General features: G+C 63.6%; 24 protein-coding genes. 11 read left to right on the top strand and 13 right to left on the bottom strand.

The genetic code is table 11. The features are described 5' to 3' along the window. Positions 1-97: 97 nt before the first annotated feature. Both HNE05_RS15190 and rpoS read left to right on the top strand, forming a co-directional pair. Complete coding sequence (locus HNE05_RS15190) at positions 98-922, top strand: peptidoglycan DD-metalloendopeptidase family protein (protein ID WP_420827011.1); 825 nt, start codon at positions 98-100, stop codon at positions 920-922. Between the two features lie 195 nt (positions 923-1,117). Continuing rightward, entirely contained in the window at positions 1,118-2,125 is a 1,008-nt protein-coding gene (rpoS, locus tag HNE05_RS15185) for an RNA polymerase sigma factor RpoS (RefSeq protein WP_173208893.1), read from the top strand. Between the two features lie 450 nt (positions 2,126-2,575). Here rpoS and fdxA read toward each other — a convergent pair whose 3' ends face one another. Together fdxA and mutS are read right to left on the bottom strand one after the other, a co-directional pair. Continuing rightward, a complete protein-coding gene (gene fdxA / locus HNE05_RS15180; protein WP_160078909.1) occupies positions 2,576-2,899 on the bottom strand; it encodes a ferredoxin FdxA in 324 nt (107 codons plus the stop codon). Positions 2,900-3,038: 139 nt separating this feature from the next. Further along, positions 3,039-5,606, bottom strand: a complete 2,568-nt coding sequence (mutS, locus tag HNE05_RS15175) for a DNA mismatch repair protein MutS (RefSeq protein ID WP_173208891.1) — start codon at positions 5,604-5,606, stop codon at positions 3,039-3,041. A gap of 78 nt (positions 5,607-5,684) precedes the next feature. On the opposite strand from mutS, the gene HNE05_RS15170 reads away from it, so the two are divergent. From HNE05_RS15170 to recX, 3 genes are all read left to right on the top strand, one after another. Continuing rightward, positions 5,685-6,176 (top strand): CinA family protein, encoded by a 492-nt coding sequence (locus HNE05_RS15170; protein WP_173208888.1) that lies wholly within the window; start codon positions 5,685-5,687, stop codon positions 6,174-6,176. A 95-nt stretch (positions 6,177-6,271) separates the two neighbouring features. Then, on the top strand, positions 6,272-7,324 hold the full coding sequence (gene recA / locus HNE05_RS15165) for a recombinase RecA (RefSeq protein ID WP_173208886.1): 1,053 nt from the start codon (positions 6,272-6,274) through the stop codon (positions 7,322-7,324). A 30-nt stretch (positions 7,325-7,354) separates the two neighbouring features. Continuing rightward, positions 7,355-7,813 (top strand): recombination regulator RecX, encoded by a 459-nt coding sequence (gene recX, locus HNE05_RS15160; RefSeq protein WP_173208884.1) that lies wholly within the window; start codon positions 7,355-7,357, stop codon positions 7,811-7,813. 96 nt (positions 7,814-7,909) lie between these two features. On the opposite strand, the gene HNE05_RS15155 is transcribed toward recX, so the two are convergent. Further along, positions 7,910-8,989 (bottom strand): LOG family protein, encoded by a 1,080-nt coding sequence (locus HNE05_RS15155; RefSeq protein WP_173208882.1) that lies wholly within the window; start codon positions 8,987-8,989, stop codon positions 7,910-7,912. Positions 8,990-9,374: 385 nt separating this feature from the next. Beyond that, positions 9,375-10,778, bottom strand: coding sequence for an MBL fold metallo-hydrolase RNA specificity domain-containing protein (locus HNE05_RS15150; RefSeq protein ID WP_173208880.1), 1,404 nt, complete (start codon positions 10,776-10,778; stop codon positions 9,375-9,377). Between the two features lie 123 nt (positions 10,779-10,901). On the opposite strand from HNE05_RS15150, the gene HNE05_RS15145 reads away from it, so the two are divergent. Together HNE05_RS15145 and HNE05_RS15140 are read left to right on the top strand one after the other, a co-directional pair. Then, positions 10,902-13,307, top strand: a complete 2,406-nt coding sequence (locus HNE05_RS15145) for a phosphoketolase family protein (RefSeq protein ID WP_173208878.1) — start codon at positions 10,902-10,904, stop codon at positions 13,305-13,307. A 69-nt stretch (positions 13,308-13,376) separates the two neighbouring features. After that, positions 13,377-13,571, top strand: coding sequence for a hypothetical protein (locus HNE05_RS15140; protein ID WP_173208876.1), 195 nt, complete (start codon positions 13,377-13,379; stop codon positions 13,569-13,571). A gap of 9 nt (positions 13,572-13,580) precedes the next feature. Here the strand turns inward: HNE05_RS15140 and HNE05_RS15135 are convergent, their stop codons facing one another. Next, the gene (locus HNE05_RS15135) at positions 13,581-13,982 is read right to left on the bottom strand and encodes a quorum-sensing-regulated virulence factor family protein (protein ID WP_173208874.1); all 402 of its coding nucleotides are present in this window, start codon (positions 13,980-13,982) and stop codon (positions 13,581-13,583) included. A 118-nt stretch (positions 13,983-14,100) separates the two neighbouring features. Between HNE05_RS15135 and HNE05_RS15130 the strand changes: the two genes are divergently transcribed. Continuing rightward, positions 14,101-14,811 carry a tRNA-uridine aminocarboxypropyltransferase gene (locus tag HNE05_RS15130; RefSeq protein WP_173208872.1) on the top strand — a complete coding sequence of 237 codons (711 nt, stop codon included), beginning with the start codon at positions 14,101-14,103 and terminating at the stop codon, positions 14,809-14,811. 140 nt (positions 14,812-14,951) lie between these two features. Here the strand turns inward: HNE05_RS15130 and HNE05_RS15125 are convergent, their stop codons facing one another. Further along, positions 14,952-15,842 (bottom strand): DMT family transporter, encoded by an 891-nt coding sequence (locus tag HNE05_RS15125; RefSeq protein WP_173208870.1) that lies wholly within the window; start codon positions 15,840-15,842, stop codon positions 14,952-14,954. A 122-nt stretch (positions 15,843-15,964) separates the two neighbouring features. Between HNE05_RS15125 and erdR the strand changes: the two genes are divergently transcribed. Both erdR and HNE05_RS15115 read left to right on the top strand, forming a co-directional pair. Further along, a complete protein-coding gene (gene erdR, locus HNE05_RS15120; protein WP_173208868.1) occupies positions 15,965-16,615 on the top strand; it encodes a response regulator transcription factor ErdR in 651 nt (216 codons plus the stop codon). 74 nt (positions 16,616-16,689) lie between these two features. After that, on the top strand, positions 16,690-17,055 hold the full coding sequence (locus HNE05_RS15115) for a diacylglycerol kinase (protein WP_173208866.1): 366 nt from the start codon (positions 16,690-16,692) through the stop codon (positions 17,053-17,055). Between the two features lie 235 nt (positions 17,056-17,290). Here the strand turns inward: HNE05_RS15115 and HNE05_RS15110 are convergent, their stop codons facing one another. The 7 genes from HNE05_RS15110 to HNE05_RS15080 all read right to left on the bottom strand — a co-directional run bounded on the left by HNE05_RS15110 (position 17,291) and on the right by HNE05_RS15080 (position 25,196). Then, positions 17,291-18,622 (bottom strand): DUF58 domain-containing protein, encoded by a 1,332-nt coding sequence (locus HNE05_RS15110; RefSeq protein ID WP_173208864.1) that lies wholly within the window; start codon positions 18,620-18,622, stop codon positions 17,291-17,293. 37 nt (positions 18,623-18,659) lie between these two features. Continuing rightward, the gene (locus tag HNE05_RS15105; protein WP_173208862.1) at positions 18,660-19,724 is read right to left on the bottom strand and encodes an AAA family ATPase; all 1,065 of its coding nucleotides are present in this window, start codon (positions 19,722-19,724) and stop codon (positions 18,660-18,662) included. Beyond that, complete coding sequence (locus tag HNE05_RS15100) at positions 19,721-21,004, bottom strand: DUF4350 domain-containing protein (RefSeq protein ID WP_173208860.1); 1,284 nt, start codon at positions 21,002-21,004, stop codon at positions 19,721-19,723. The genes HNE05_RS15105 and HNE05_RS15100 overlap by 4 nt, the downstream gene beginning before the upstream one ends. After that, positions 21,001-22,590 (bottom strand): DUF4129 domain-containing protein, encoded by a 1,590-nt coding sequence (locus HNE05_RS15095; protein ID WP_173208858.1) that lies wholly within the window; start codon positions 22,588-22,590, stop codon positions 21,001-21,003. Before HNE05_RS15095 ends, HNE05_RS15100 begins: the two co-directional genes overlap by 4 nt. Then, positions 22,577-23,557, bottom strand: coding sequence for a stage II sporulation protein M (locus tag HNE05_RS15090; RefSeq protein WP_173208856.1), 981 nt, complete (start codon positions 23,555-23,557; stop codon positions 22,577-22,579). The genes HNE05_RS15095 and HNE05_RS15090 overlap by 14 nt, the downstream gene beginning before the upstream one ends. Beyond that, positions 23,554-24,288, bottom strand: a complete 735-nt coding sequence (locus HNE05_RS15085) for an RDD family protein (RefSeq protein WP_173208854.1) — start codon at positions 24,286-24,288, stop codon at positions 23,554-23,556. The genes HNE05_RS15090 and HNE05_RS15085 overlap by 4 nt, the downstream gene beginning before the upstream one ends. 92 nt (positions 24,289-24,380) lie before the next feature. Continuing rightward, positions 24,381-25,196 (bottom strand): DUF2189 domain-containing protein, encoded by an 816-nt coding sequence (locus HNE05_RS15080; protein ID WP_173208852.1) that lies wholly within the window; start codon positions 25,194-25,196, stop codon positions 24,381-24,383. A 172-nt stretch (positions 25,197-25,368) separates the two neighbouring features. Here HNE05_RS15080 and sbcB point away from each other — a divergent pair, with 172 nt between their 5' ends. Continuing rightward, complete coding sequence (gene sbcB / locus HNE05_RS15075) at positions 25,369-26,802, top strand: exodeoxyribonuclease I (protein WP_173208850.1); 1,434 nt, start codon at positions 25,369-25,371, stop codon at positions 26,800-26,802. Positions 26,803-26,830 lie beyond the last annotated feature (28 nt).

The following is a 26,830-nucleotide window of genomic DNA, read 5'->3' as shown; positions in this document are numbered from 1 at the left end:
GCACAATAGCCGCTCTTATAAGAAACACCTGCATAGGGAGCTCGGGGTGACAGTCACAACCAAACAGCAGCGAAATGGCCTTGCCGGTCGAACCGGCCTGGGTGCATTGCTTTTCGCCGTCTTGCTCAGCGGTTGTGGCAGCTCTCCGACTACGCCGGTGCAGGTGGTTGATCGCAATCATGCCGGCGGCCAGCAGGCGCGCCCCCAGGCCACCGGCGGCCAGTACATCGTGCAACGCGGCGATACTTTGTATTCGATTGCGTTCCGTTTTGGTTGGGACTGGAAGGGGCTGGCAGCGCGCAACAATATTCCCGCGCCCTATGTGATTCGCCCCGGCCAGATCATCCGTTTCGACTCCCCCCAAAGCAGCGCCCCGGTAGTGGCTCAGGCCAGCAAGCCGAACAATCCTCCTGTAGTGGCGGCTCAGCCGCCGGTTACTCGTGTGCCACAGCAACCGCCGACGCAGACTTCGTCGCCCCCCGTTCAGGCCAGCAAACCACCGGTAACGGCCCCGGTTGTACCCGGCAAAGTGCAGCCGGTAACCCGTTCGGCGAAAGGCTGGGCCTGGCCGGCGAATGGCGTTCTGATTGGCAAGTTCTCGTCAAACGGCAGTTTGAATAAAGGAATTGATATCGCCGGTGAATTGGGCCAGCCTGTTTTGGCTGCGTCTGATGGTTCCGTTGTGTACGCCGGAAGTGGGTTACGGGGCTACGGCGAACTGGTGATCATCAAGCACAGCGATACCTACGTAAGTGCTTACGGACATAACCGTAGACTGCTGGTGCGGGAGGGGCAGCAGGTCAAAGCCGGACAGAATATCGCCGAGATGGGTTCCACGGGAACCGACCGGGTGAAACTCCACTTCGAGATTCGCCGTCAGGGCAAACCTGTGGATCCGCTGCAATATCTGCCACGTCGCTGACCTTGCTACCAGTCTGTTCCAGAGTAGGAGGAACGGGCTCGGGTGTTGCCAGGGAGTGAGTTCAGTTTTATTTCAGGTGCGAAGTGAACGGCAGCAGGTCTGTTTCGGCAGGCGTGGGGGGCCGGTTCTCTCTGAAGTGAAACTGGAATGGGCGCCGCCAGGGCTTGTTGTCGAACTCAGCAAAGGACAACAACAATGGCACTCAATAAAGAAGCGCCGGAGTTTGACGTCGACGATGAAGTGCTGCTCATGGAGCCCGGCATCGTCCTGGAAGATGTGTTAAGCGAGGATTCCGAGCTACCGCTTTCCAGCGCCAAATCCAGAAACTCGACCACTAGTCTCAAGCAGCACAAATACATCGATTACACCCGGGCGCTCGACGCCACTCAGCTCTATCTCAATGAAATCGGCTTTTCCCCTCTACTGACTCCTCAGGAAGAAGTGCACTTCGCGCGTCTAGCGCAGAAGGGTGATCCTGCGGGTCGCAAACGCATGATCGAAAGCAACCTGCGGCTGGTGGTGAAAATCGCCCGGCGCTACGTCAATCGGGGTCTTTCCCTGCTGGATCTGATCGAAGAGGGCAACCTCGGGCTGATCCGCGCGGTGGAGAAGTTCGACCCGGAACGTGGCTTCCGCTTTTCGACCTATGCCACCTGGTGGATTCGTCAGACCATCGAACGGGCGATCATGAATCAGACCCGCACGATTCGTTTGCCGATCCATGTGGTCAAGGAACTCAACGTCTACCTGCGCGCCGCGCGTGAGCTGACGCAGAAACTCGATCACGAGCCATCGGCCGAGGAGATCGCCAATCTGCTGGAAAAACCCGTGGGCGAGGTCAAGCGCATGCTCGGCCTCAACGAGCGGGTTAGTTCGGTGGATGTTTCCCTGGGGCCGGATTCGGACAAAACCCTGCTCGATACCCTGACCGACGATAAGCCGACCGACCCCTGCGAGCTGCTGCAGGACGACGACCTTTCGCAGAGCATTGACCAGTGGCTGTCGGAACTCACCGACAAGCAGCGCGAGGTGGTGATTCGCCGCTTCGGTCTGCGCGGTCACGAGAGCTGCACCCTGGAGGAAGTCGGCCAGGAGATCGGCCTGACCCGCGAGCGGGTTCGGCAGATCCAGGTCGAAGCGCTCAAGCGTCTGCGCGAGATCCTCGAGAAGAATGGCTTGTCGAGTGACGCCTTGTTCCAGTAAGTACTTCTGGCGGCATGAGAAACCCGGCTTCGGCCGGGTTTTTTATTGTTGGCGTTGTAAGTCATTGCTTACAGGGGCTGTAGGAGATTGCAGGCGGCTGGCGCCGGTGATGGGCTTTTTTATTACCTTGTAAAAATTCAACTATTTGAAAAGTATAGGTTTATTTTTAAATGCGGTTCGCTCTTGGCTTCTCTTGTCGCCCAGTGGTGGCCTTGTTCGGCAGGCACGAAGCGCTAATATGAACCCCGTGCAAAGGGAAAAGCACAGGCCCTCAAGGAAGAAGGTCAGGAACCACCGCAGGACGCGGTTCATCAGGATGATGAGCAGGAGACAGAGGGAGTAGGGAAAAAAGAGCGGGCGGTTAATCACCGCCCCTTTTTTTGTCCGCAGAAAAGCTGCACACAGTAAAAGGCCCGCATTGCGCGGGCCTTTTGCGTTGCAGTGAAGCGCTTAGCGCTCCAGGTGCTGCAGCTTGTCCTTCACGCCGTCCCACTCTTCGGCGTCCGCCAGCGCTTCTTTCTTCTCGGTGATGTTCGGCCAGACTTCGGCCAGGTCGGCGTTCAGTTCGATGAACTCCTGCTGGTCTTCCGGCACCTCGTCTTCGGAGAAGATCGCCTGGGCCGGGCATTCCGGTTCGCACAGGGCACAGTCGATGCACTCGTCCGGGTGGATTACCAGGAAGTTCGGGCCTTCGTAAAAGCAGTCAACCGGGCAGACTTCCACGCAGTCGGTGTATTTGCACTTGATGCAATTGTCGGTAACGACGAATGTCATGGTTCGATTCTCTCCTCGGGCGGCGGCCTGATCCCTTTCTGCGTCGGGCTTGCAGGCGTTCTGTATTGGCCGCGGCTCAGGCTGTAAACCGGGCGGTCGTAAAATTGCGCGCGATTCTATCAGCTTGCGCCGCTTGGCGTTAGATGCGCGTCTTCCATGTATATAACAGCTCCAGGGCCCGGCGCGGTGTCAGATCATCGGGATTGATCTTGGCCAATTCCTCCAGCACGGGGTGCGGCAGGCTGGCAAACAGGTCGTTCTGCAACGGAGCTGCTGGCTGGCCAGGGACGCTGCGTGGCATTTCGTGGGGCAGACTGGTGGTTTCCAGGCGTGCCAGATGTTCGCGGGCGCGGGCGATCACCGGCGCCGGCACACCGGCCAGTTGTGCCACGGCCAGACCGTAGCTCTGGCTGGCCGGGCCAGGCAGCACGTGATGCAGGAAGACGATGCGCTCGTTGTGTTCGGTGGCGTTGAGGTGCACGTTGGCCACCACCGGCTCACTTTCCGGCAGCACGGTCAGTTCGAAGTAGTGGGTGGCGAACAGCGTCCAGGCGCGCAGGCTGGCCAGCTGCTCGGCGGCCGACCAGGCCAGCGACAGGCCGTCGAAGGTGCTGGTGCCACGGCCCACTTCATCCATCAGCACCAGGCTGCGTTCGCTGGCGTTATGCAGGATGTTGGCGGTCTCGCTCATCTCGACCATGAAGGTCGAGCGGCCGCCGGCCAGGTCGTCGCTGGAACCGATACGGGTGAAGATGCGGTCAACCAGCGACAGCTCGCAGCTGGCTGCCGGAACGAAACTGCCGATATGGGCGAGCAGCACGATCAGCGCGGTCTGGCGCATGTAGGTCGACTTACCGCCCATGTTCGGGCCGGTGATGATCAGCATGCGCGTGTTGTCGTCGAGGCCCAGGTCGTTGGCCACGAAGGGCGTATCCAGCACCTGCTCGACCACCGGGTGGCGACCCTGACTGATGCGCATGCACGGCTCTTCGACGAAGCGCGGGCGATTGAGGTCTAGGTTCAACGCGCGCTCGGCCAGGTTGCTCAGCACGTCCAGCTCGGCCAGGGCCGCGGCGGTGTCCTGCAGCGGCGCCAGGTGGCCGATCAGGTGTTCCAGCAGTTCGTCATACAGCAGCTTCTCGCGGGCCAGGGCGCGGCTCTTGGCCGACAGCGCCTTGTCCTCGAATTCCTTGAGCTCCGGGGTGATGAAGCGCTCGGCGCCCTTCAGGGTCTGGCGGCGGATGTAGTCGGCCGGGGCCGATTCGGCCTGCTTGCTCGGCAGCTCGATGAAGTAGCCATGCACGCGGTTGTAGCCAACCTTGAGGTTGGCCAGGCCGGTACGGGCCTTCTCGCGCACTTCCAGATCCATCAGATACTGGCCGGCGTTCTCGCTGAGCGACTGCAGTTCGTCCAGTTCGGCGTCGTAGCCGGTCTTCAGCACGCCGCCGTCGCGGATCACCGCCGGCGGGTTGTCGATGATGGCGCGGGCCAGCAGGTCGGCCAGTTCCGGGTAGGTGCGGATGCTCACCGCCAGTTCGGCCAGATGCGGCACGTCCAGCTGGGCCATGCCGCTTTGCAGTTGTGGCAACGCAGCCAGGGCATCGCGCAGGCGCGCCAGGTCGCGTGGGCGGGCATTGCGCAGGCCGATGCGGGCGAGGATGCGCTCTAGGTCACCGATGTCCTTGAGTTGCGGCTGGATCAGTTCGAACTGGTAGCGGTCGAGCAGGCAGGCGATGGAGTCCTGGCGGCCTTCCAGTACGGCGCGATCACGCAGCGGGCGGTTCAGCCAGCGGGTCAGCAGGCGGCTGCCCATGGCGGTCTGGCAACGGTCGACCACCGATTGCAGGGTGTTGTCGCGCCCGCCGGCGAGGTTGGTGTCCAGTTCCAGGTTACGCCGGCTGGCACCGTCGAGGATCACCGTGTCGTCCAGGCGCTCGTGGCGCAGGCTGCGCAGGTGCGGTAGGGCGGTACGCTGGGTTTCCTTGGCGTAGCCGAGCAGGCAGCCGGCGGCGCCGATGGCCAGGCTCAGGTTCTCGCAGCCGAAGCCTTTCAGGTCCTGAGTGGCGAATTGTTGGCACAGACTTTTGCGCGCCGTGTCACGGTCGAAGTCCCAGGGCGCGCGGCGGCGGGTGCCGCGGCGCTTGTCCACCGGCAGGCCCTGCGGCCAGTCGTCGGGGATCAGCAGTTCGGCCGGGCTCAGGCGCTCCAGCTCGGCCAGCAGGTTTTCCCAGCCCTTGAGCTCCTGCACGGTGAAGCGACCGCTGGTGATATCCAGCGTGGCCAGGCCGAACAGGCGCTCGTCGCCCAGCACGGCGGCCAGCAGGTTGTCGCGGCGCTCGTCGAGCAGGGCCTCGTCGCTGATGGTGCCGGGGGTGATGATACGCACCACCTGGCGTTCGACTGGGCCCTTGCTGGTGGCCGGGTCGCCGATCTGCTCGCAGATCACCACCGACTCGCCGAGCTTGACCAGTTTGGCCAGGTAGCCTTCGGCCGAGTGGTGGGGAATGCCGCACATCGGGATCGACTGGCCGGCCGACGAACCGCGCGCGGTCAGGGTGATATCCAGCAGCGCCGCGGCTTTCTTCGCGTCTTCGTAGAAAATCTCGTAGAAGTCGCCCATGCGGTAGAACATCAGCTGATCGGGGTGCTGATTTTTCAGCCGCCAGTACTGCTGCATCATCGGCGTGTGGGCGGAGAGATCACTCATGGTTCTGGCTGTCCGGCTTAATTCACAAAGTCGCGTAGTGTACGGTATCCGCCGAACCCGCTTAACCCCGGAGCGCATATGGATTCCCTAACTGTATTGGCTACCCGCCTGGGGCAGGGCCTGCAAGCCGCACACGCCCAGGTCTGCACGGCCGAGTCCTGTACCGGCGGCGGGATTGCCGAGGCGATCACCCGCATTGCCGGCAGCTCGGCCTGGTTCGAGGCGGGCTATATCACCTATTCCAATGCGCAGAAGACCGCCCAGCTGGGGGTGCCGGCCGAACTGTTCGAGCGCGTCGGTGCGGTCAGCCAGGAAGTGGTCGAAGCCATGGTGCGCGGTGCCCAGCGGAATAGTGGGGCGCGGTTCGCCGTGGCGGTCAGTGGCGTGGCCGGCCCAGGTGGTGGCTCGCCGGAGAAACCGGTGGGTACGGTCTGGCTGGCCTGGGGCGATGCCGATCAGCTGTATAGCCAGCGTTGTCAGTTTGCCGGCGACCGCAGCGAAGTACGCAGGCAGACGGTCGAGCGCGCGCTGCAGGGGTTGCTCCGACTGACGGCAGGAGAAAAACCCTGACAGGGGTAGGCGAGCGACTTGCCTTATGGAATACTACTGTCTACTTATACAGTTGTTAGTGGGCGATTGGCCCTCTTGAATACGTGAGGATGGAAATGGACGACAACAAGAAGCGTGCTTTGGCGGCGGCCCTGGGCCAGATCGAAAAGCAATTCGGCAAAGGCGCAGTGATGCGCATGGGCGACCATGAACGCCAAGCCATTCCGGCCATTTCCACCGGCTCCCTGGGCCTCGACATCGCCCTTGGCATTGGCGGCCTGCCAAAAGGCCGGATCGTCGAGATCTACGGCCCGGAGTCCTCGGGTAAAACCACCCTGACCCTGTCGGTGATCGCCGAGGCGCAGAAGATGGGTGCCACCTGCGCCTTCGTCGACGCCGAACACGCCCTCGATCCGGACTACGCCGGCAAGCTCGGCGTGAATGTCGATGACCTGCTGGTATCGCAGCCGGATACCGGCGAACAGGCCCTGGAAATCACCGACATGCTGGTGCGCTCCAACGCCGTCGACGTGATCATTGTCGACTCCGTGGCCGCCCTGGTACCGAAAGCCGAGATCGAAGGCGAGATGGGCGACATGCACGTCGGTCTGCAGGCCCGTCTGATGAGCCAGGCGCTGCGCAAGATCACCGGCAACATCAAGAACGCCAACTGCCTGGTGATCTTCATCAACCAGATCCGTATGAAGATCGGCGTGATGTTCGGCAGCCCGGAAACCACCACCGGCGGTAACGCCCTCAAGTTCTACGCTTCGGTGCGCCTGGACATCCGCCGTACCGGCGCGGTCAAGGAAGGCGACGAAGTGGTCGGCAGCGAAACCCGCGTCAAAGTGGTGAAGAACAAGGTTGCGCCGCCGTTCCGTCAGGCCGAATTCCAGATCCTCTACGGCAAGGGCATCTACCGCACTGGTGAAGTCATCGACCTCGGCGTGCAGCTCGGCCTGATCGAGAAGTCGGGCGCCTGGTACAGCTATCAGGGCAACAAGATCGGCCAGGGCAAAGCCAACTCGGCCAAGTACCTGGAAGACAACCCGGAAATCGGCAGCGCCATCGAGAAGATCATCCGCGAGAAATTGCTGGTGGCTTCCGGCCCAACCGCTCGTGCCGAGTCGACGGCCGATGCCGACGATCTGGCCGATATCGACGCCTGATCGTCACCGCCTGAGCGCCGGTAGCCGTCCATGATGCTCGATACCCTGGTTGCGGTGCGGCGTACCGCGATGGATCTGCTGGCGCGCCGCGAGCATGGGCGTGTGGAGCTGACCCGCAAGCTGCGTTTGCGCGGCGCCCCGGTGGAGCTGATCGACAGCGCCCTCGACCGCCTGGCGGAGGAGGGGCTGCTGTCGGAGTCGCGCTATCTCGACAGCTTCGTCAGTAGCAAGGCTCGTTCCGGTTATGGGCCGCTGCGCATTCGCGAGGAGCTGGCCCAGCGCGGCTTGCCGCGAGCAGCAATCGAGCAGGCGCTGGCCGCCGCGGATATCGACTGGTCGGCGCAGTTGCGTGAGCTCTGGCAGCGCAAGTTTCCCGCTGGTTTACCCACGGATGTCCGTGAGCGGGCCAAGCAAGGGCGCTTCCTTGCCTATCGCGGTTTTTCCCAGGAACAGATCGGTCGCCTGCTACGCGGCGCCGACCTGGACTGAATTCCCCTTTGAGCCTGGGGTTCTCACCTCCGGGCTCTCTTTTATCCGCACTCTCCATCTGTTGCAGCGCTGTGCCGGTGGCCAGTGCCGTGTGTCTCAGCCGTTCTGCGCCCAGTTCTGTGGCAGGTTGATGAAGTCCACCAACTCGCGCAGGCGGCCATGGTCGCGGGCGTTGAAGTGGAAGGCCAGGCGGGTCAGCTCGCAGAACTCCGGTTCGTCACTTTCCGCCTCGCTGTGATCCTTTTGCGAATAGCCACCGCTCAGGCACAGATCGGCGAACTCCTTGTCCAGGGTCTTCAGGGCTGCGGCGTTGAGCGGGTGGTTCATGCGAATCAGGAAGCTGCCCTTGAGCCAGCGCGTCGAGTGGAAGTTGCGGTAGAAGCGGGCGATCTCCTGACCGGCTTCCTCGGCGCTGTGGGCCACACGCATCAGGTGCATGTCACTGGGCAGGATGTAATGGCGTTCCAGCAGTTGTTCGCGGATATAGCGCAGGGCTTCTTCCCAGTAGTTGCTGCCTGGTTCATCCAGCAGAACGATGGGCACCAGTGGGCTCTTGCCGGTCTGCACCAGGGTCAGTACTTCCAGCGCCTCGTCCAGTGTGCCGAAGCCGCCCGGGCAGAGCACCAGGGCATCGGCCTCCTTGACGAAGAACAGCTTGCGCAGGAAGAAGAAGTGGAATGACAGCAGGTTGCCGCTGCCATGCACGGTGGCATTGGCACCCTGCTCGAAGGGCAGGGTGATGTTGAAGCCGAGGCTGTTTTCCAGGCCGGCCCCTTCGTGGGCGGCCGCCATGATGCCGCCACCGGCGCCGGTGATCACCATCAGGTCCAGGCGGGCGAGGGTCTGGCCGAGTTCGCGGGCCAGGCGGTAGGTCGGGTGATCAGTCGGGGTCCGCGCGGAGCCGAACACGGTGACCTTGCGCCGGCGTTTGAACTGTTCGAGGGCGCTGAAGGCGAGCTCCATTTCCCGCAGGGTTTGCAGCATGATCTTGGCGTCCCAGCGGTTGCGGTCGGCCTGGGCCATGCGTACCACAGTGGTGAGCATTTCCTGGTACAGCGGAAGGTTGGGGCTTGCGGGCGGTACCACCAGGCTGGCGAGTTCGGCCACTTTGCCGCTCAGGTCGATCCCGCTGGTTTGAAAATGCCGAGACAGATAGTCGTCCGGTTCATAAGGCATAGAACTTCTCCTTTCTGGGTCCGGTTCGGGTCATTTCACTTCCTTGAAGCGCCCGACCCTGCATAAGAACCTGTTTACGATCTCCTGGCCGTCGGCCATGCCGCGTTAAAAACAGCCTCTGAATGCTCATTTACAGCACGTAAACTCCGCTTCCTCGGCGTTTTGACCAGCCGGAGGCTGTTACTGGCGTAGCGCCTTGTCTGGCTCTAGTCCAAAAGATCGTAAACAGGTTCTACGAGTATGGCTGGGTCGTGGCGCTTTGAGAGGCAAACGAGCGGCGGGTTGCAGCGCGGCAGCCAGGCTTTTGTAACCGGATTGATCGGCGGAGGCGGCAGGTCAGCCTGTGGGCTGAACAGCAGGCTGACCTCGACGGAGGCGAGGTCCCTCAGAGAGCAATCTGTTCGCCCGGTTCGGGGATGCTGGCGACCCAGTTGAGTTGGTCATGCAAGGCCTGCTGCAGCACCTGCATTTTTTCCAGCTCGCCATGTACCAGGTACAGCTCCGGGCGATGGTCGAAGTGCCGGACCCAGTCGATCAGCTGCGACTGCCCCGCGTGGGCGGAGAAGCCGCCGAGGGTGTGTACTTTGGCTTTCACCGCAAGGCGCTGGTGCAGCACCTTGACTGTACTGGCGCCGTCGACGATGGCACGACCCAGGGTGCCCTTGGCCTGGAAACCGGGGAATACCAGGTGGCACTCGCTGCGCCAGAGGTTGTGCTTGAAGTGATGGACGATGCGCCCGCCGGTGCACATGCCGCTGCCGGCGATGATGATGGCGCCGCTGCGGATCCGGTTGATCGCCATGGAGTCTTCTGGTTGCGGCGTGCAGCGCAGGATCGGCAGCCAGTCTTCGATGCGCTTGCTGCTTTTGCTCTGCAGGGCGGCGCGATCCGCCGGGTCGAACTGCTCCTGGTAGCGTGAGTAGATGGCGTTGGCGCGAATGGCCATGGGGCTGTCGAGGAACACCGCTTGCTGCGGCAGACGGCCTTCCTGATAGAAGCGTCCGAGGTAGTAGATCAGGTCCTGGGTGCGGCCGACGGCGAAGGAGGGGATCAGCACATTGCCGCCATCGCGGTGGGCCTGCTGCAGGATGGCGGCGAGCTCGTCGAGGGTGTCGCTGCTGCAGCGGTGATCGCGGTCACCGTAGGTGGATTCGAGCAGCACCACGTCGGCGCGATTGAGAGTGGTGGGGTCGCGCATCAGCGGTGAGCAGGTATTGCCCAGGTCGCCGGAGAACACCAGGCGGCGGCTCAGGTGATGATCCTGCACGACCATCTCGACGATGGCCGAGCCGAGGATATGTCCGGCCTCATGGAAGGTCACCTGTACGCCCTTGGCCACTTCATGTGCGGCCCCATAGGCCAGTGGTCGGCGCTGGCGCAGCACCTGTTCCGCGTCGAGGCTGGTGTACAGCGGGCTGATCGGTGGCTTGCCCAGACGCGCGCGCCACTTGTTCTCCCACTCGGCGTCATGCTCCTGGATATGCGCGGCATCCAGCAGCATCAGCTCCATCAGTTCGCAGGTGGCCTCGGTGGCGAAAATCGGCCCGCGGTAGCCGGCGGCGCTCAGTTTGGGTAGCAGGCCGGTGTGGTCGAGGTGGGCGTGGGAAATCACCACCGCATCCAGGCTGAGCGGATCGAAGGGGAAGGGCGCGCGATTGCCACCTTCCTCCTCGCGACGACCCTGGCGCAGGCCGCATTCGAGCAGCACCCGCGCGCCATCGCGGCTTTCGATCAGGTAGCAGGAACCGGTGACTTGCTGGATAGCGCCGAGAAAGCTGAGCAGAGCCATGGACGTGTCCTTACAGGTTGAATGACTGCAGGTTGCCGTGTCCGTTGGTCGCGGGCCTTGATACAGGTCAGCCGGGACGGGGATGGCGAGGCCTAGACTGCGATAAACCCGAGGAGCCGAACCATGTCGCAGATCTTTCCGAGTGCCGCTGAGCTGGACGCACATGCCGCTGACGAGAGCAGTTTTGCCCAGTGGCGGCTTGGCTACGGCCCTGTGCAGCATAGTCCAGAGACCCAGGCGGCCGTGTTCCGCCTGGCTCATCAACTGGTACAGAGCGGTCGGCAGCCGGATCTGGCCCGCGTCTATCGATTCCTCTGGGCGCTGGATCGCCTGAATGCTGCCGGTCTCTGGCTGGTAGTACACATGACCTATGCCCGGCGCGTACGTCTCGATGGCACGGCCTTGCAAACCGAGGACTTCAAGGTGCAACCAGAAGGGCATACCGGCGGTGCCCTGAACATGGTGCCGGCCTATGCCGGCTATCTGGCGCTCAACGCGCTGACCGGTGAAACCCGCGGCTGGTTGATGGGGCAGGGGCACTGCGTGGCGGCCATCGAGGCGCTCAACCTGCTCACGGCCAACCAGCATCCGCAACAGGCACAGCGCTACACGCGCGACGAGGCCGGGATGAGCCGCCTGGTGGCGGACTTCTACAGCTATGCGCAGGCACCGGATGGCAGTGTGGGCGTGCCGCTGGGCAGTCACGTCAATCCGCATACCGGCGGGGGCATTGCCGAGGGTGGCTACCTTGGCTTTGCCGAGTTGCAATACACCCATATACCGCTGCCCGGCGAAAAGCTGGTGGCCTTCCTCTCCGATGGAGCGGCCGAGGAGCAGCGTGGCAGCGACTGGATGCCGCGCTGGTGGCGCGCCGAGGATTGCGGGGTGGCGCTGCCAGTGATGATCGCCAATGGTCGGCGCATCGAACAGCGTACCGAACTGGGCACCCACGAGGGGCTGGACGGCTTTCGCCAGCACCTGCGTGGCTGCGGCTTCGACCCGCTGAGCTTCGACGGCCGCGACCCGGCGGCGTTTGCCTGCGCCCTCTGGGAGATGGAACAGCGCCTGGAGCACCGCGTGCAGGAGTTGCACAACCAGATCCTGCACTATCCGCTACCGATGTCCTACGGCATTGCCGAAACGCAGAAAGGTTTCGGTTTCTATGGCGCCGGCAGCAATGCCGCGCACAACCTGCCACTGCCGGGCAATCCACATGGCGATGCTGCCGTCCGAGCGCTGTTCAATCAGCACGCGGCGCCCTTGTGGGTAGCGCCGAACGAACTGGCACAGGCCTGTGCGCTGTTCATCACCTCACGCAGTGCGCGCCCGGCTGAGCGTGAGCATGTTCTGGCAGTACGTCAGCCAGCCACCCCGCAATTACCTGAGCTGCACTACCAGTCCAGCGATTGTTCACCGATGGCGGCCCTGGATCGATTCTTTGTCGATCTGGTGCAAGCCAATCCGGGGCTGCGGCCGCGGGTGGGCAATCCGGACGAGCTGGCCAGCAACCGCCTGGGCGGCGTGCTCAAGGCGCTGAAACATCGGGTCAGCAGCCCGGAAAACGAGCAGGAGTCGCTGCACGGCGCGATCATCACCGCGCTCAACGAGGAAGCAGTGGTATCCGCCTGCCTGGCCAATCAGGGCGGGCTGAACCTGGTCGCCAGCTACGAGGCTTTCTGCGTGAAGATGCTCGGCGCCGTGCGCCAGTGCCTGATCTTCGCCCGTCAGCAGAAGGAGATCGGGCGCCCGGCGGGCTGGCTGGGTTGGCCGCTGGTGGCGACTTCGCATACCTGGGAGAACGGCAAGAACCAGCAGTCGCATCAGGACACCACGTTCTGCGAGGCCTTGCTTGGCGAGATGAACGACATGCTGCGGGTGCTGTTTCCCGCCGATCACAACTCGTTGCTGGCCTTGTTACCAGAGATCTACCAGGCACGCGGACAGCTGGCCTGCGTGGTGGCACCCAAGCGCGAGCGGCCAACGGTCTTCGATCAGCAGCAGGCCGAACGCCTGGCCCGTGATGGCGCCATCCTGCTGGATCAGGCGCCGGGTGCCGAGCCGCTGCTGTTGATTGCTACCGGCAGCTACCAGTTGGCCGAGATGCGCCGCGCCGCCGTTCGTCTGAGCGCCGCAGGCTGCGCCTGGCGTCTGATTTACTTGCAGGAACCAGGGCGCTTCCGCGCGCCGCGTGATGTCTGGGAGGCCATGGCCGTGGCCCCGGCAGCGCTGCTCGAGGAGCTGTTCCCGGCGGCCTGTGGCCGCCGGATACTGCTCACCCACATGCGTCCCGAAGTGGCTCGCGGGCATCTCTGGCCGATTCTGGGCGAGGCCCGCTGGCAGCGTGTGCTGGGTTACCAGAACCGCGGCGGGACGCTGAACGAGGTCGGCATGCTGTTTGCCAATCGGGCCAGTTGGGCGCATGTGCTGCAGGCGGCGGCTGAACTGCTGGAGATGAGCCCGCTGCAGTTGCTCAGCCCTGAGGAGTGGGCGGCGGTCTGTGGTGAGGGAGATCCCCTGAGCCTGCGTTGACAACCTGTAAGCAGGTTCTGAGGCGGGTTGGTCAGGGATGACATGAGGACGGCAAAGGGAGTGGCAGGTATGCCCAAGTTGACGCTGGAACTGGATCTGGAGCTGTATCGCCTGCTGGTGCAGGCCTCGCGAACCGCTGGACTAAGCCTGGAAGACGAGTGCCGCCGACGCCTGGAGGGCGGTGTGCGGCGCTCACGCTACATGGAGGCGCTGCTCGCCGAGTTACGTGCCGACGACGAGCAGAGGCGCGCCGAAGGCAGTTGAGCGCGCGGTCTATTGCAGACCGCAATCGGTCTTGGCGAAACGCTCGGTGGTGACCGGACGATTGCTCTGGTACTCGCTGAACTCGTAACGCAGCACGGCTCCGCGGGCCAACAGCTGGCGATAGCCGGTGTTGGCGCAGACGCTCTTCGCCAGTTGCTGGCGTACCGCGTCGGGGTTGCCGCGCATCTGCGCCGCGTGTCCGCTGCGCACGCTGAGGTGATTGATCAGTTCGTTGCCTTGCACCGTGTAGCCCTGGTCGAGGATGTCCTCGTTGATCGCCCGCGGCGTACCGACGCTGCTTTCCTTGGCCACCTGGCCGAGCATGCGGGCCAGCTCGTATTCCTGCAGGGAAGCCGCCTGGGCGATGGGCAGGACGAGGCTGAGGGCGAGCAGGGTGACGGGGCGCAGCATGGACGATCTCCTTAAATAAGACAGAATCCTTCGACCGGCCGGCAGCTGGCGGGTTCAGTCGTTGCCCATCTTACTCTAGACTTGCGCGCCCTTTGCTCTTCACTCCGCAGGTTTATCCATGACTCACGCCGTTGCCCGGCTGCGCGCCGAACGCCTGGCACGCAGCCTCAAGCCTTTCGTGGCGCGCGGCTCGCGGGCACCGCGCTGCCCGCGTTGTCGGGTGCTGGGTAGTCATTGCCTGTGTGCCTGGCTGCCGCAGGTCGAGGCGCGGGCGGGGGTATGCCTGCTGATGTACGACGTGGAAGCGCTGAAACCGAGCAACACCGGCTGGCTGATTGCCGATCTGGTGGCCGATACCTTCGCCTTCGGCTGGCAGCGCACGACGGTCGATCCGGCCCTGCTGGCCTTGCTGGCCGATCCGCAGTGGCAGCCCTATGTGGTGTTTCCCGGTGAGTATGCCGAGCCGCGGCGGGTCATCGGCGAACTGCCGGCAGACAGCGGCAAGCGCCCGCTGTTCATCCTGCTCGATGCGACCTGGACCGAGGCGCGCAAGATGTTCCGCAAGAGCCCCTACCTCGACAGCCTGCCGGTGCTCAGCCTGCAGCCGGAGCAGCTGTCGCGCTACCGCCTGCGTCGCTCCAAGCGCGACGAGCACCTGTGTACCGCCGAAGTCGCCGCCCTGTGCCTGGAACAGGCCGGCGATGGCCGGGCGGCGGGCGCGCTGGATGCCTGGCTGGACCTGTTCACCGAACGCTACCTGGGGGCCAAGCACCGCTGGCCGGTGGACGAGAACAGCTCCGCGCATCTGGCCGTCAAAGCCTTTCTCTAGCAGGTTGTTGAAAAACTACCTGCGTTGCCATCGCGGCGTTAAAAACAGGCTCAAAATGCTCATTTACAGCTCGTAAACTGCGCTTTTTCGCCTGTTTTTGCCTTGCGCTGGCTGCCTCGCCAACGTTTTTCAACAACCTGCTAGTTCGTCAGGGTCTTCTTCGGCCATAGCTGCGCCAGCAGCATGCCGGCGAACATCAGGGCGCAGCCGATGTAGCCCTTCAGTGCCAGTGCTTCGCCGAGGAGCAGCGCGCCGGCGATGGCGGCGAATACCGCTTCCAGTGACAGGATGATGGCCGCGTGCGAGGCGATGGCATGCTTCTGCGCCACCACCTGCAGGGTGAAGCCGACGGCCACACCGAACAGGCCGCCGTAGAGAATCGCTGGGCCGGCGGCGAGGATGGCGTCGAGTTTGATCTCTTCGAGGATCAGGGCCAGGACCAGGCTGATCACCGCGCAGGTGGCGAATTGCAGCAAAGCCAGGCGCAGCGGATCGTGGCGGCTGGCGAAGAAGCTCACCAGCAACACATGCACACCCCAGACGAAGGCGCCGGCCAGCTGCAGCCAGTCACCGGAGGCGACCTGGAAACCTTCGCCTACGCTCAACAGGAACATCCCCGCTACCGCCAGGCCGGCGCCCAGCCAGGTGCCCATACCGGTCTTGTGGCCGATGAACAGGCCAAGCAGCGGCACCACGATGACGTACAGACCGGTGATGAAGCCGGAGTTGGTGACGCTGGTGAACAGCAGGCCGACCTGCTGCAGGTTGATGCCCAGCGACAGGGCCAGACCCATGATCAGACCGGCGAGCAGCAGGCTGCGGTTGATCGGTTCGGGCGCTTTTTCGCCACCACGGCGGCTCAGCAGCACGACCAGTGGCAACAGCACCACGCTGGCCAGGGCGAAGCGCAGGCCGGTATAGAGGAAGGGGCCGATGGCATCCATGCCCAGGCGTTGCGCCACGAAGGCCGAGCCCCAGATCATGGCGGTCAGTAACATCAGCAGGTCGGCGCGCAGGGCTTGGCTTCGCATGGTCTGTCTCGGCAGTAAAAAGCCGCGACTTTGCCGCAAAGCGCGCGACTTGACCACCCCGTCAGGGCTGGGCATGCTTGGCGCCGCTTGCTGCCAGGCCCACAACAACAACAGGGAATTCCATGGCCGTTTACGAAATCCTTATCGCTGACGATCACCCCTTGTTCCGCAGCGCCCTGCAGCAGGCCTTGAGCCTGGGCCTGGGCCCGGATGTGCGGCTGGTGGAAGCGGCCAGCATCGCCGAACTGGAAACCCGCCTGGGTGAGAAGAGCGACTGGGACCTGGTCCTGCTCGACCTCAACATGCCCGGTGCCTACGGTTTTTCCGGCCTGGTGCTGCTACGCGGGCAGTACCCGCAGGTGCCGGTGGTGATGGTCTCGGCACAGGAAGAACCCGCCGTGGTGGCGCGTTCGCGCGAGTTCGGCGCCAGTGGCTTCATTCCCAAGTCCAGTTCGCTGGAAACCATCCAGCAGGCGGTACGCCAGGTGCTCGACGGCGATGTCTGGTGGCCGGCGTTGACGGCCGAAGCGGCCAGCGTGTCGGCCGAGGCCAAGGCAGCCAGCGCTGGCCTGGCCAGTCTCACCCCGCAGCAGTTTCGCGTGCTGACCATGGTCTGCGAGGGCCTGCTGAACAAGCAGATTGCTTATGAGTTGAGTGTTTCCGAGGCAACCATCAAGGCGCATGTCACCGCCATCTTCCGCAAGCTCGGCGTACGTACCCGTACTCAGGCGGCGCTACTGCTGCAGCAGATGGAATCGATTCCGGGGCAGTGACACTGCTACCCTTCACGTATTTTTGACGGCTCCGGCCCCAGGCTTTGGCGCAGTCTTTCTCAGGTAGTCATGCAATGTCGCCATTCAAGGGCCAGACCGGTCTGAAACGTATCCTCAATGCCGCCGGCTACTCGCTGGACGGCCTGCGCGCTGCCTTCGCCGGTGAAGCTGCATTCCGTCAGTTGGTGCTGCTCAACGTGGTGCTGGTGCCCCTGGCCTTCTGGCTGGATGTCAGCCCGGTGGAGCGCGCGCTGATGGTGGCGGTGGGCCTGTTGGCGCTGATCGTCGAGCTGTTCAACTCGGCGGTGGAGGCGGCGATCGATCGCATTTCCCTGGATCGCCACCCCTTGTCGAAGAATGCCAAGGACATGGGCAGCGCCGCGCAGTTCATTTCGCTTAGCCTGATCGCCTTGGTCTGGGCGATCATCCTGATCGGCTGACTCGCGTAGCCCGGATGCAATCCGGGAGCGGCCATCCCGGATTGCATCCGGGCTACGGTTGGTACTGAAACCTGTTTGCGATTTTTTGCCGGCACCTAAACGGCGTGTAGGGCAGGCACGGATCGCTTTTGCTCCCTCTCCCTCTCCCTCTCCCGTTCACGGGAGAGGGCTGGGGAGAGGGTTAGTGCTCTCCCGCAAGTGGGAGAGGGGAGTCTCAGCGGTCAGAGACAGGCCCTTACAGCACCCCAGCCTTTTTCCAGGCCAGATAGCGCCCGACCAGTTCCGGCCCCAGCTCGCCCGGACGGGCGTCGAGCACCGGGATGCCATGGGCCAGCAGGCGTTCGTGCAGGCCGGCGCGGGCATTCAGGTAGTTCACCGTGCCGCAGTAGCCGAGCGCCTGTTCGTAACTCTGCACCGGGGTGTGGCGCAACTGGTCGAGGACTTCCTCACGCAGGCTGGCGATCAGCACACGGTGCTGGCGGCTGAGGCGCTTCACTGCCCCGAGCAACTCTTCATCGTCCTCGTCGCGCAGGTTGGTCACTAGCACCACCAGGGCGCGGCGGCGCTGGCGTACCAGCAGGTTATTGATCGCCGTGGCGTAATCGGCCGGTCGGCGGGTGCTGTCCAGGGCATACACGGCGTTGAGCAGGGTGCTGATCTGCGCCTGGCCCTTGACCGGCGGCAGGTACTGGTCCTGGTCGCCGGCGAAGGTCGCCAGGCCCACCGCATCGCCCTGGCGCAGGGCCACGTAGCTGAGTAGCAGGCTGGCATTGAGGGCATGGTCGAAGTGCGACAGGTCGCCGTCCTGGCTACGCATGCGCCGCCCGCAGTCGAGCAGGAAAACAATCTGCTGGTCGCGCTCGTCCTGGTATTCGCGGGCGATCGGTGTGCGTTTGCGCGCGGTGGCTTTCCAGTCGATCTGGCGCAACGTGTCGCCATCGCGGAATTCGCGCAACTGGTGGAACTCCAGGCCCAGGCCGCGGCGTGGGCGCTGGCGCACGCCGAGCTGGCTGAGCCAGTCGTCCACGGCCATCAGCTGGGCACCATAGAGGCGGGCGAAATCCGGGTAGACGCGGGTTTCCCCCGGCAGCTCCAGGTAGCGCCGGCCTTGCCACAGGCGCAGCGGGCTGGGCAGGTTGAGTTCGCAGCGGGCAAAGCGGAAGTGCCCGCGCAGCAAGGGGCGCACGCGGTAGCCGCACTGGGTCTGCTCGCCGGGGCGCAGCTCGACGCGTTGCGGCAGGTATTCGAAGTCCATGCGCTCGGGCACGTGGTCGAACAGCTCGATGCTCAGCGGCTGGGGGTAATCGTGATGCAGGGTCAGCTGCACCTCGCTCCAGCGGCCCAGCGGCAGGTTGCCCGGCAGCTGGCGCTCCAGGCGCGGCGAGGGCAGGCGGCGCAGCCACAGGGCATCGACGGCGGCGAGCAGCAAGAGTGCCAGCAGCAGGCCCCACCAGAGGGGCTGCAGGGTTTCCGGCAGCTTGACCTTGAGCAGCGGCAGCGTGCCCAGGACGATGGCCAGGGCCAGCAGCGCACCGAGCAGGCTGAGCAGGAGGCGCGAAGGTTTCATGCCGGGTATGCGCCTCGAACGAGCGGTTGGCGTTGCATCACAGGCGCGGCGCCGGCACTTGGTCGAGCAACTGCTGCAGCACCTGGTCGACCGACAGACCTTCGATGTCCAGCTCCGGGGCCAGACGTACGCGGTGGCGCAGCACGGCCAGGGCGCAACCCTTGACGTCGTCCGGCAGGACGAAATCGCCGCCACGCAGCAGGGCACGGGCGCGGCCGCCGCGCACCAGGGCGATTGAGGCGCGTGGCCCGGCACCCATTGCCAGGCCCGGCCAGGTGCGGGTGGCGCGGGCCAGGCGCACGGCGTAGTCGAGCACCTGCTCGTCGATGGCCAGGTCGCTGGCGATCTTCTGCAGGGCCAGTACGTCCTTGGCTTGCAGCAGGGTACGCAGGGGCGCCACTTCGAGCATGTCGGCCTTGGCCGAGCGGGTGACCTGGCGCACCAGGGTCATTTCTTCATCGGCCTGCGGGTAGTCCATGCGCAGCTTGAGCATGAAGCGGTCCAGCTCGGCTTCCGGCAGCGGGTAGGTGCCTTCCTGCTCGATGGGATTCTGCGTGGCCAGCACCATGAAGGGTTGTGGCACCGCCATGGCCCGGCCTTCGAGGGTGATCTGGCGCTCCTGCATGACTTCCAGCAGGGCCGCCTGGGTCTTGGCCGGGGCGCGGTTGATCTCGTCTGCCAGCAGCAGGTTGGTGAAGGCCGGGCCCTTGCGCAGCTTGAACTGCTCGCTCTGCAGGTCGTACACGGCGTGGCCGGTGACGTCGCTGGGCATCAGGTCGGGGGTGAACTGGATACGTGCGAACTCACCGCCGAAGCAGCGTGCCAGGGCGCGTACCAGCAAGGTCTTGCCCAGGCCGGGAACCCCTTCGATCAACACATGGCCGCCGGCGATCAGCGCTGTCAGCACATCGTCGACCACGGCGGTCTGGCCGATCATGGCCTTCTGCAGCTCCAGACGCAGGGCCTGGAGCATCTGGCTGGCGCGCTGGCGTTGGCTGGCCGGGTTGCTGGCCGGGCTGGCGGGCGGTGCGACAGGGGCTGCTGGGGCTGTTGGCGCAGCGGCAGGAGCGGGCGTAGGTTGTTCCGGCGTGTGTTCGCTCATAAGGCATTCCTGAGGGTTTGCAGGTTGGCGACCTGACGGGTGAAGTCGGCAGCAGACAGCTTCTGCGCAGGCGCGGGGCGCATGGCTTGGCTGATGGCGCTGGTGGGGATACGGGTAAGGCGCCCGAGCACTTGCCACTGATCGGCCACGGGCAGGCGTTCGAAGCCCGGGTGACGGTGGCGGGCGCGGCGCTGGATATCGCGCTGCAGGCTGTGCAGCAGATGGCTCTGGCCGCTGCGCCGGAGGAGGAAGTCGGCACCGCCGCGCAGGTGTTCTTCCAGTTGCCGGCGGGCATGGCTGGGCTGCCCCTGCAAGGGGCCATGGCGCAGGCCGACATGCCAAAGCAGCAGGGCGATCAGCAGGCCCAGGGCGGTCAGGGCCGCAGGGTAGTGGTCGAGCAACTGGCTGAGCAGGTTGTCGCGCACGGCGTTGTAGATCAGGGTGACGCTGCTGTCCTGGCTCAGGTACCAGAGCAGCCAGGCATTGTCGTATTGGTCGATATTCTCGTTCTGCCAGATCCAGGCATCGGTGAGCACGGTCACCAGGCCATCGCCGTGGTACAGCTGCAGCATGTGCGTGGCTTCACCGCTGTTGGCCCAGGCATGGGCGCGGTTCTTGGCGTCGTACAGGTGGTATTCGGTATCAAAGTCGACGTAGGCCGGCGCGTCCTCGTTCTCCAGGTAGAGCTTGGTCAGCCCCGGATAGCGGTCTTCATCCTCAGCTTCGACCTGGGCGGCGACGGCATCGGCGAGGTCTTCTTCCGCGGCGCTGTCCTCGTCGTCGAGTGGGTCTTCCTCGACGGGCTCGTCGCTGTTTTGCTCTTCGCTGGTTTCGCCGTCGCCTGCTTCTTCGGCGTCGAGGTCTTCGGTGAGGTGCTGCTGGATACCCAGGCTGTCGAGCAGCAGGTCGTCGCTCTTGCCTTCCTCTTCGTCCCAAATGCTTTCCGCGACGATCACCAGGTGGCCGCCCTTGGCCGTCCACTCCAGCACCTGACGGGCCTGGCGCGGGGTCATGTCTTCACGGCCGCTGAGCAGCATCAGGGTCTGCCCGGCAGCCGGCAGCTGACGCAGGACGGAAATACCGTCGGCGCGGCTTACGGTCAGTTTGCGTTGGCGCAAGAACATTTCCGCAGCGAGGAACGGATCGGCTTTGGCTTCCGGGGCGGGGCCGTGTTCGATCGTCTCTTCGTAGGGTTGCAGCTGGCTCAGGACGTAGATGGCCAGCAGGCCGATCACCAGTGCCACCAGGCTGCCCATGGCAAAACGCGTGGTGCGGTTCATGCCGTGGCTCCTGCCGGGAACAGCCGGCGCCAGGCGTCACACAGGTTCTGCTTGAGCGCTTGCGGAGGCAGGCGATGACCATAGGCGAGGTTCTGCCAGTGGCCGGTCAGTACGGCGCTGAAACGATGCAGCTCGGTTTGTTCGAGGCGTTGCACCAGTTGCAGGACTTCGCCTTCGGTGTGTGAACCTTTCAGCGGCAGGCGGTAATCATGCAGGAGACGGCTGAGCAGGGCGCGGTAGAGCAGGCCGAGGGCTTCGCGTGGTTGGTCGGCCCAGAGTCGTTCGGCGACGCTGGCGACATCGTCCGGCAGGCTTTCCGGAGCCAGCTCCAGGCCGAACAGCTGGCTCGGCATCTCGCGAATGCGCCGTTGCGGCAGGCCGATGCGGCTGGCAAAGGTGCTCAGCCATTCGCGATAGCGCCACAGCAGGAGGACGATCAGGCTGATCAGCAGCGTCCACAGCAGCACCTCGAAAATGCTCGCGACTATGCTCACGCTCTTGAAGTAGTCGAACAGCTTGCCGAGACCTTTGAAGATCTTGGCCAGGCCCTCGAGGTCTTCCTTGTTCAGTTCCTCGGTTTCTTTCTTGGGTTCGTCGCCGATACGCCAGCGGGTGACCGTCTCGCGGTTCTCGAATGGCGGGTTGTCGAGCAGCTTGTCGATACTGTCCTGGGCGGCCTGGCTGGTCAGCGATTGCTTGAGCAGGCGTTCTGCATCCGGGCCGATGGGGTCTTCGACGGGAACCGGGCAGCTGCCGCTGCGGCTTTCGGCCCAGGCCTCCTGGCCCGGGGTGAAGAGCAGCAGACTGCAGAGCAGAGCCAGTGCATAGGCGCTACCGGTCAGGCGCTGGCGCAGGCGGCGGAACACCAGTTCGATGTCCCAGGCTTCCAGGGCGGTGCGCCGATTGAGGTAGAGGGTGAAGCCGCAGGCCACGTAGATCGGCTCCCAGAACACCAGTATCAGGGCGTAGAGCAGGTTGGACAGATGCTCCAGCCATAGCCACTCGGGGCTGGTTTTCTGCAGCATGCTTTGCCAGTCCCAGTCGATTGCTACCTGCTGTGGCAGCAGCAGATAGAACAGGCCGGCCAGGCCCAGCCAGAGCACGCCTTCCAGATGCATGCCGAGCACGGTCAGCCAGGTGGCGCTGCCGCTGTTGCCCTGGCCGAGCACGACCAGGCGTTTGCTGCGTTCGGCGCCTGACAGGCCTTCGAGTTGCAGCACTGGCAGGTCGAAACTGCGCGTCGGGCTGAAGCGCCGCCAGGTCAGGCTGGCCAGCAGCTGCGGGCGGAGCAGGCCGGGCAGGGCCTTGAGTGCCTGCTTGAGGCTGGGGGTGTCACCGAACAGGGCGTGCGCGAGGATATACAGCGGCAGGCGTTCCCAGGCCGGCTTCAGCCACCAGAAGATGAATACGGCCAGACCCGGGTACTGCCACAGCAGCAGGCTGAGCACGGCGAATATCGGCAGGGTGACCAGGGCCCAGCTGGCCATCAGCAGGCCGGCATGGCGTTGCGCCAGGAGCACGCCGAGATCGAGCGCTTCCCAGGTGTTGCGTGGGCGGATGGCGACGCTGGCGTCAGTCAGGCGCATGGCGATGGCGTCCGGCAAAAACGAAATAGGCGATGACCAGCAGCCACAGGGCGGCGCCAACGATGAATTTGATGGTCGGCGTGGTGTAGGTCATCGACGACCAGAAAGCTTCGATAAAAGCGGCGATGATCAGGAAAAAAATCACCCCGGCCACCAGCTGGATGCTGGGTTTGGAGGCCTGGCGCAGGGCTTCGCTGCGGCGCAGTCGGCCCGGGGCGAGCAGTGCCCAGCCAAGTTTGAGGCCGGCGGCACCGGCAAAGGCAATGGCGGTCAGTTCGAAGGCGCCGTGACCGATGACGAATGACCAGAAGGTTTCGCTGTAGCCGATGCGCGTCAGGTGGCCGGCGACGGCACCGATCATCAGGCCGTTGAACAGCAGGAAGAACAGGCTGCCCAGGCCGAACAGCAGGCCGCTGGCAAAGGTCTGAAAGGCGATGCCGATGTTGTTCATGATGTAGAAGCCGAACATCATCCAGTCATCGGCGGCGTCGCGTTCGCTGAAGCGGCCGATGCGCCGGGCGTCCGGGTCGTACATGCGTTCCATGTCGCTGACCTGGGCCGGATCGAGCAGGCCGTAGATCAGCTCGGGGAACTGCCAGGTGAGTAGCCCCATGCCGATCAGGCTGCCGAAGAACAACAAGCAAGCGGCTAGCACGCTGCGCCATTCGCGGCGAACCAGCTGAGGGAAACCGGCCAGGATGAAGCCGATCAGTTGTGCACCGAGATGGCTGCGGTGGCGGTAGAACTGCTGGTGGCCGCGCATTGCCAGGTGCTGCAGCTGGTCGATCAGGTGACTGCTGTAGCCACGTTCTTCGGCCAGCGCCAGGTGCTGACAGAGGTGGCGGTAATCGGCGGCGAAGTGTTCGCAGGCCTTGGCTTCGGCCTTGCCGCGCTCCAGTTGCTCCAGCAGGGCAGAGAAGCGCTGCCAGTCGGCGCTGTGCCGTTGTTCGAACAGGTGCTGTTTCATGTTGCCCCCAACAGGCCGCGAGCGATGCTGTTGAGGCGGGCCTCGGCCTGCTCTTCCGGTACGTCCAGGGGCTCGGCAAGAATGCCCGCCAGTTCGGTGCGCCGGGCCGCCGACAGACCACTCTGGCGTTCGGCGAAACCTTGCAGGGCACGCTGCTCGTTAAGACTCAGGCGGAACGGCGCACGTTCGCTGTCGCCCTCGGGAATCAGTGGGCGGTTGCTGTTTTCCTCCCGGTAGACCACCAGGGTGCCGGCCGCCAGGTCGCCGAGGCGTTTGAAGGACGGGTGACTCAGGCAGCTGATCAGGCCCAGGCAGTAGCCAAAGGGCAGCATGTCGACGAAACGCAACAGGTTACGGGTCAGCGAGGCGCCCCAGCCGACCGGGGTGCCATCGTCGTGCACCACGCGCAGGCCCATGATCTGTTTGCCTGGCGAACGGCCCTGGCGCAAGACCTCGAACAGCACCATGTACCACCAGTTGACCAGGAAAAACAGGATGCTGCCCAGGCCCACGCCGAACTGACCGAGAAAGCCCAGGATGATGAACATCAGCAACAGGATGGCGCCGCGGATCAACAGGTCTATGGCAAACGCCAAGATGCGCGGCAAGGCGCCAGCCGGGCGCAGGACCAGATCGATGCCTTCGGGGGTTTCCACATGGTGACGGGTATCCAGTAGCCGTTGGCGGATACGGGATGGTTCATGGGCAACGCTGGGCGGGGTAGGCTGCATCGGTCAACTGCGTCGAAGAAAGCCTGATGCTAGCCAGCAGCAGGAGGGAAGGCAATCGGGCTGCCTGGGCAGCCCGAACGTAGCAGGATGACTCAGTTGGCTGGCGCTGGCAGTACACCGAAGATGGTGCGATAGAGCACGCCCTGCGCAACGATGAACAGCGGGAAGGTCCAGATCAGGCCGATCATCAGCGGAATCATGCTGATGGTCAGGATGATGCCGAGCACGATGTAGAGAAAGAATACCTTGAACCAGTGCTGATTGATGGCTTTGCACGAGGTCATCATGGCGTCCCATGCCGACAGCTTGCGCTCGACGATCAGCGGAATGGTGAGGATGAAGGCAACGGCCAGGTACAGGCCGGGCAGGATGAACAGCATGAAGCCGAGATTGACCAGGATGCCCATCAGAATCGCGGCGCCGAGCAGCGGCAGGGTACGGCCGAAGTGGCTGAATACTTCGCCAAAGCGTACCGGCTGGCCGGCGGCCTGACGGATGCCGACCATGTTGATGCCGGCGACGAAGGGGTAGACCACTGCCAGCATGACCAGCAGGAAGGCTAGGCCCATCAGGACGAAGCCGAACACTCCGGCAGCCAGCAGGCCGTCACCAGAGCCATCCGCGAGGCCGGCCATGCCCACGGCACCGATGGCGCCAAACAGCGACATGACCATGATCATGACAAAGGAAGCAGCAAACAGCGCCGCGTAGAACACCAGAAAACCGCCCCAGATGATGCCTTTGGTGCCTTTGGTTTTCTGCCAGGCTTCACTCAGCAGATCGCCGATGGAGAAGTCGTAGCCGCGGTTGAGTGCTTCGGCAATCGATGGAGCCTGCCCTGGCGCAGAGACTTCCTGCAATTGACTGCCCGGCATGGCATAGGGGTTCTGGGCGATAACGTCGCTCATGGGTACTGTCCTTGTGGTGTGGGGAAATTCCAGTTGCGCATCCTAGCGAGAGAGTCAGGAATGCAGCAAGCGGCGGTGAACTTCGACGTGAGCGAAATCATGCTTTATCGCGTTTTTTATCGGCTATAGGCGCCTGATAGACTGCAGTCGACCTTATTTATGGAATACGCCCGTGAGCTCAAGCATCTTCTGGTACGACTACGAAAGCACCGGCATCAACCCGCGCAATGATCGCCCGCTGCAGGTGGCGGGTATTCGTACCGATGAAGAACTGAATGAAATCGGGGAGTCCCTAAACCTGTACAGCCGGCTGTCCATCGACATCCTGCCGCACCCGGCGGCTTGCCGGATTACCGGCATTACGCCACAGGTGTTGCAGGAGAAGGGCCTCAGCGAGGCCGAGTTCATGGCGCGGATTCATGCTGAGCTGGCGCTGCCGGGCACCTGCGGTGCGGGCTACAACAGCTTGCGTTTCGATGACGAGATGACGCGGTACAGCCTGTATCGCAACTTCTATGACCCTTATGCCCGCGAGTGGCAGAACGGTAATAGCCGGTGGGATCTGATCGATGTGCTGCGTACTGCCTATGCCCTGCGTCCGGAGGGTATCGAATGGCCGCGTGACGAAGAGGGACGGGTGTCGCTGAAGCTTGAGAAGTTGACCGTGGCCAATGGTATCGAACATGGCCAGGCCCACGATGCACTCGCGGATGTTCGCGCAACCATTGCTCTGGCGCGGCTGGTGCGCGAGCGCCAACCCAAGCTGTACGACTACCTGTTTCAGCTGCGCAGCAAGCACAAGGTAATGGAGCAGATTCGTTTGCTGCAGCCGCTGGTGCATGTTTCCGGGCGTTTTGCCGGCCAGCGCAACTACCTGGCCGTGGTTCTGCCGCTGGCCTGGCACCCGCGTAATCGCAATGCGCTGATCGTGTGTGACCTGCAGGCGCAGGTGCAGCCGTTATTGGAACTGGATGCGCAGACTCTGCGAGAGCGCCTCTATACCCGCCGCGAGCATTTGGGTGAAGGTGAATTACCGGTGCCGCTGAAGCTGCTGCATATCAATAGGTGTCCGGTGGTGGCGCCGCTGAATGTATTGCGTACGCAGGATATTGCCCGTCTGCAATTGAATATGCAGGAGTGCCAAGCGCGCGCGAAGTTGTTGAACGATGCCTCCGCACAGTGGCAGCCCAAATTGGCAGATATTTATGCCGAGGAAGAGTTCGCCACTGTGGCAGACCCCGAACAGCAATTGTATGCAGGGTTTCTGGGTGAGCGTGACCGGCGCTTATGTGAGCAGGTGCGTCAGGCGAGTGCGCAGCAATTGGCACAAGGTGATTGGGGATTTAGTGACGAACGCTTGCCCGAGCTGTTGTTTCGTTATCGGGCGCGCAATTTCCCGGAGTCGCTCGATAGCAATGAAGTTGCACGTTGGGAACGTTTTTGTCAGGAGCGCTTGAGTAATAGTGCGGCCGGTGCGCCCAACACGCTGGCGCAATTTGCTGAAGCATTGGCGCAAGAGTTGCCACGGGCGAGTACGGCAGAGCAGCAGGTGCTGCAGCAGTGGCAGGGTTATGTGCAGATGTTGCGGGTTGAACCGCAGGGCTGAGGCCTGTGTCGCGTCGGCAATTAAGCGG

Origin of the sequence: Pseudomonas campi (genome assembly GCF_013200955.2) — a bacterium.
Taxonomy (GTDB): domain Bacteria; phylum Pseudomonadota; class Gammaproteobacteria; order Pseudomonadales; family Pseudomonadaceae; genus Aquipseudomonas; species Aquipseudomonas campi.
Note: the sequence above shows the minus strand (reverse complement) of the source record. Positions and strands in the feature narration are given on the sequence as shown.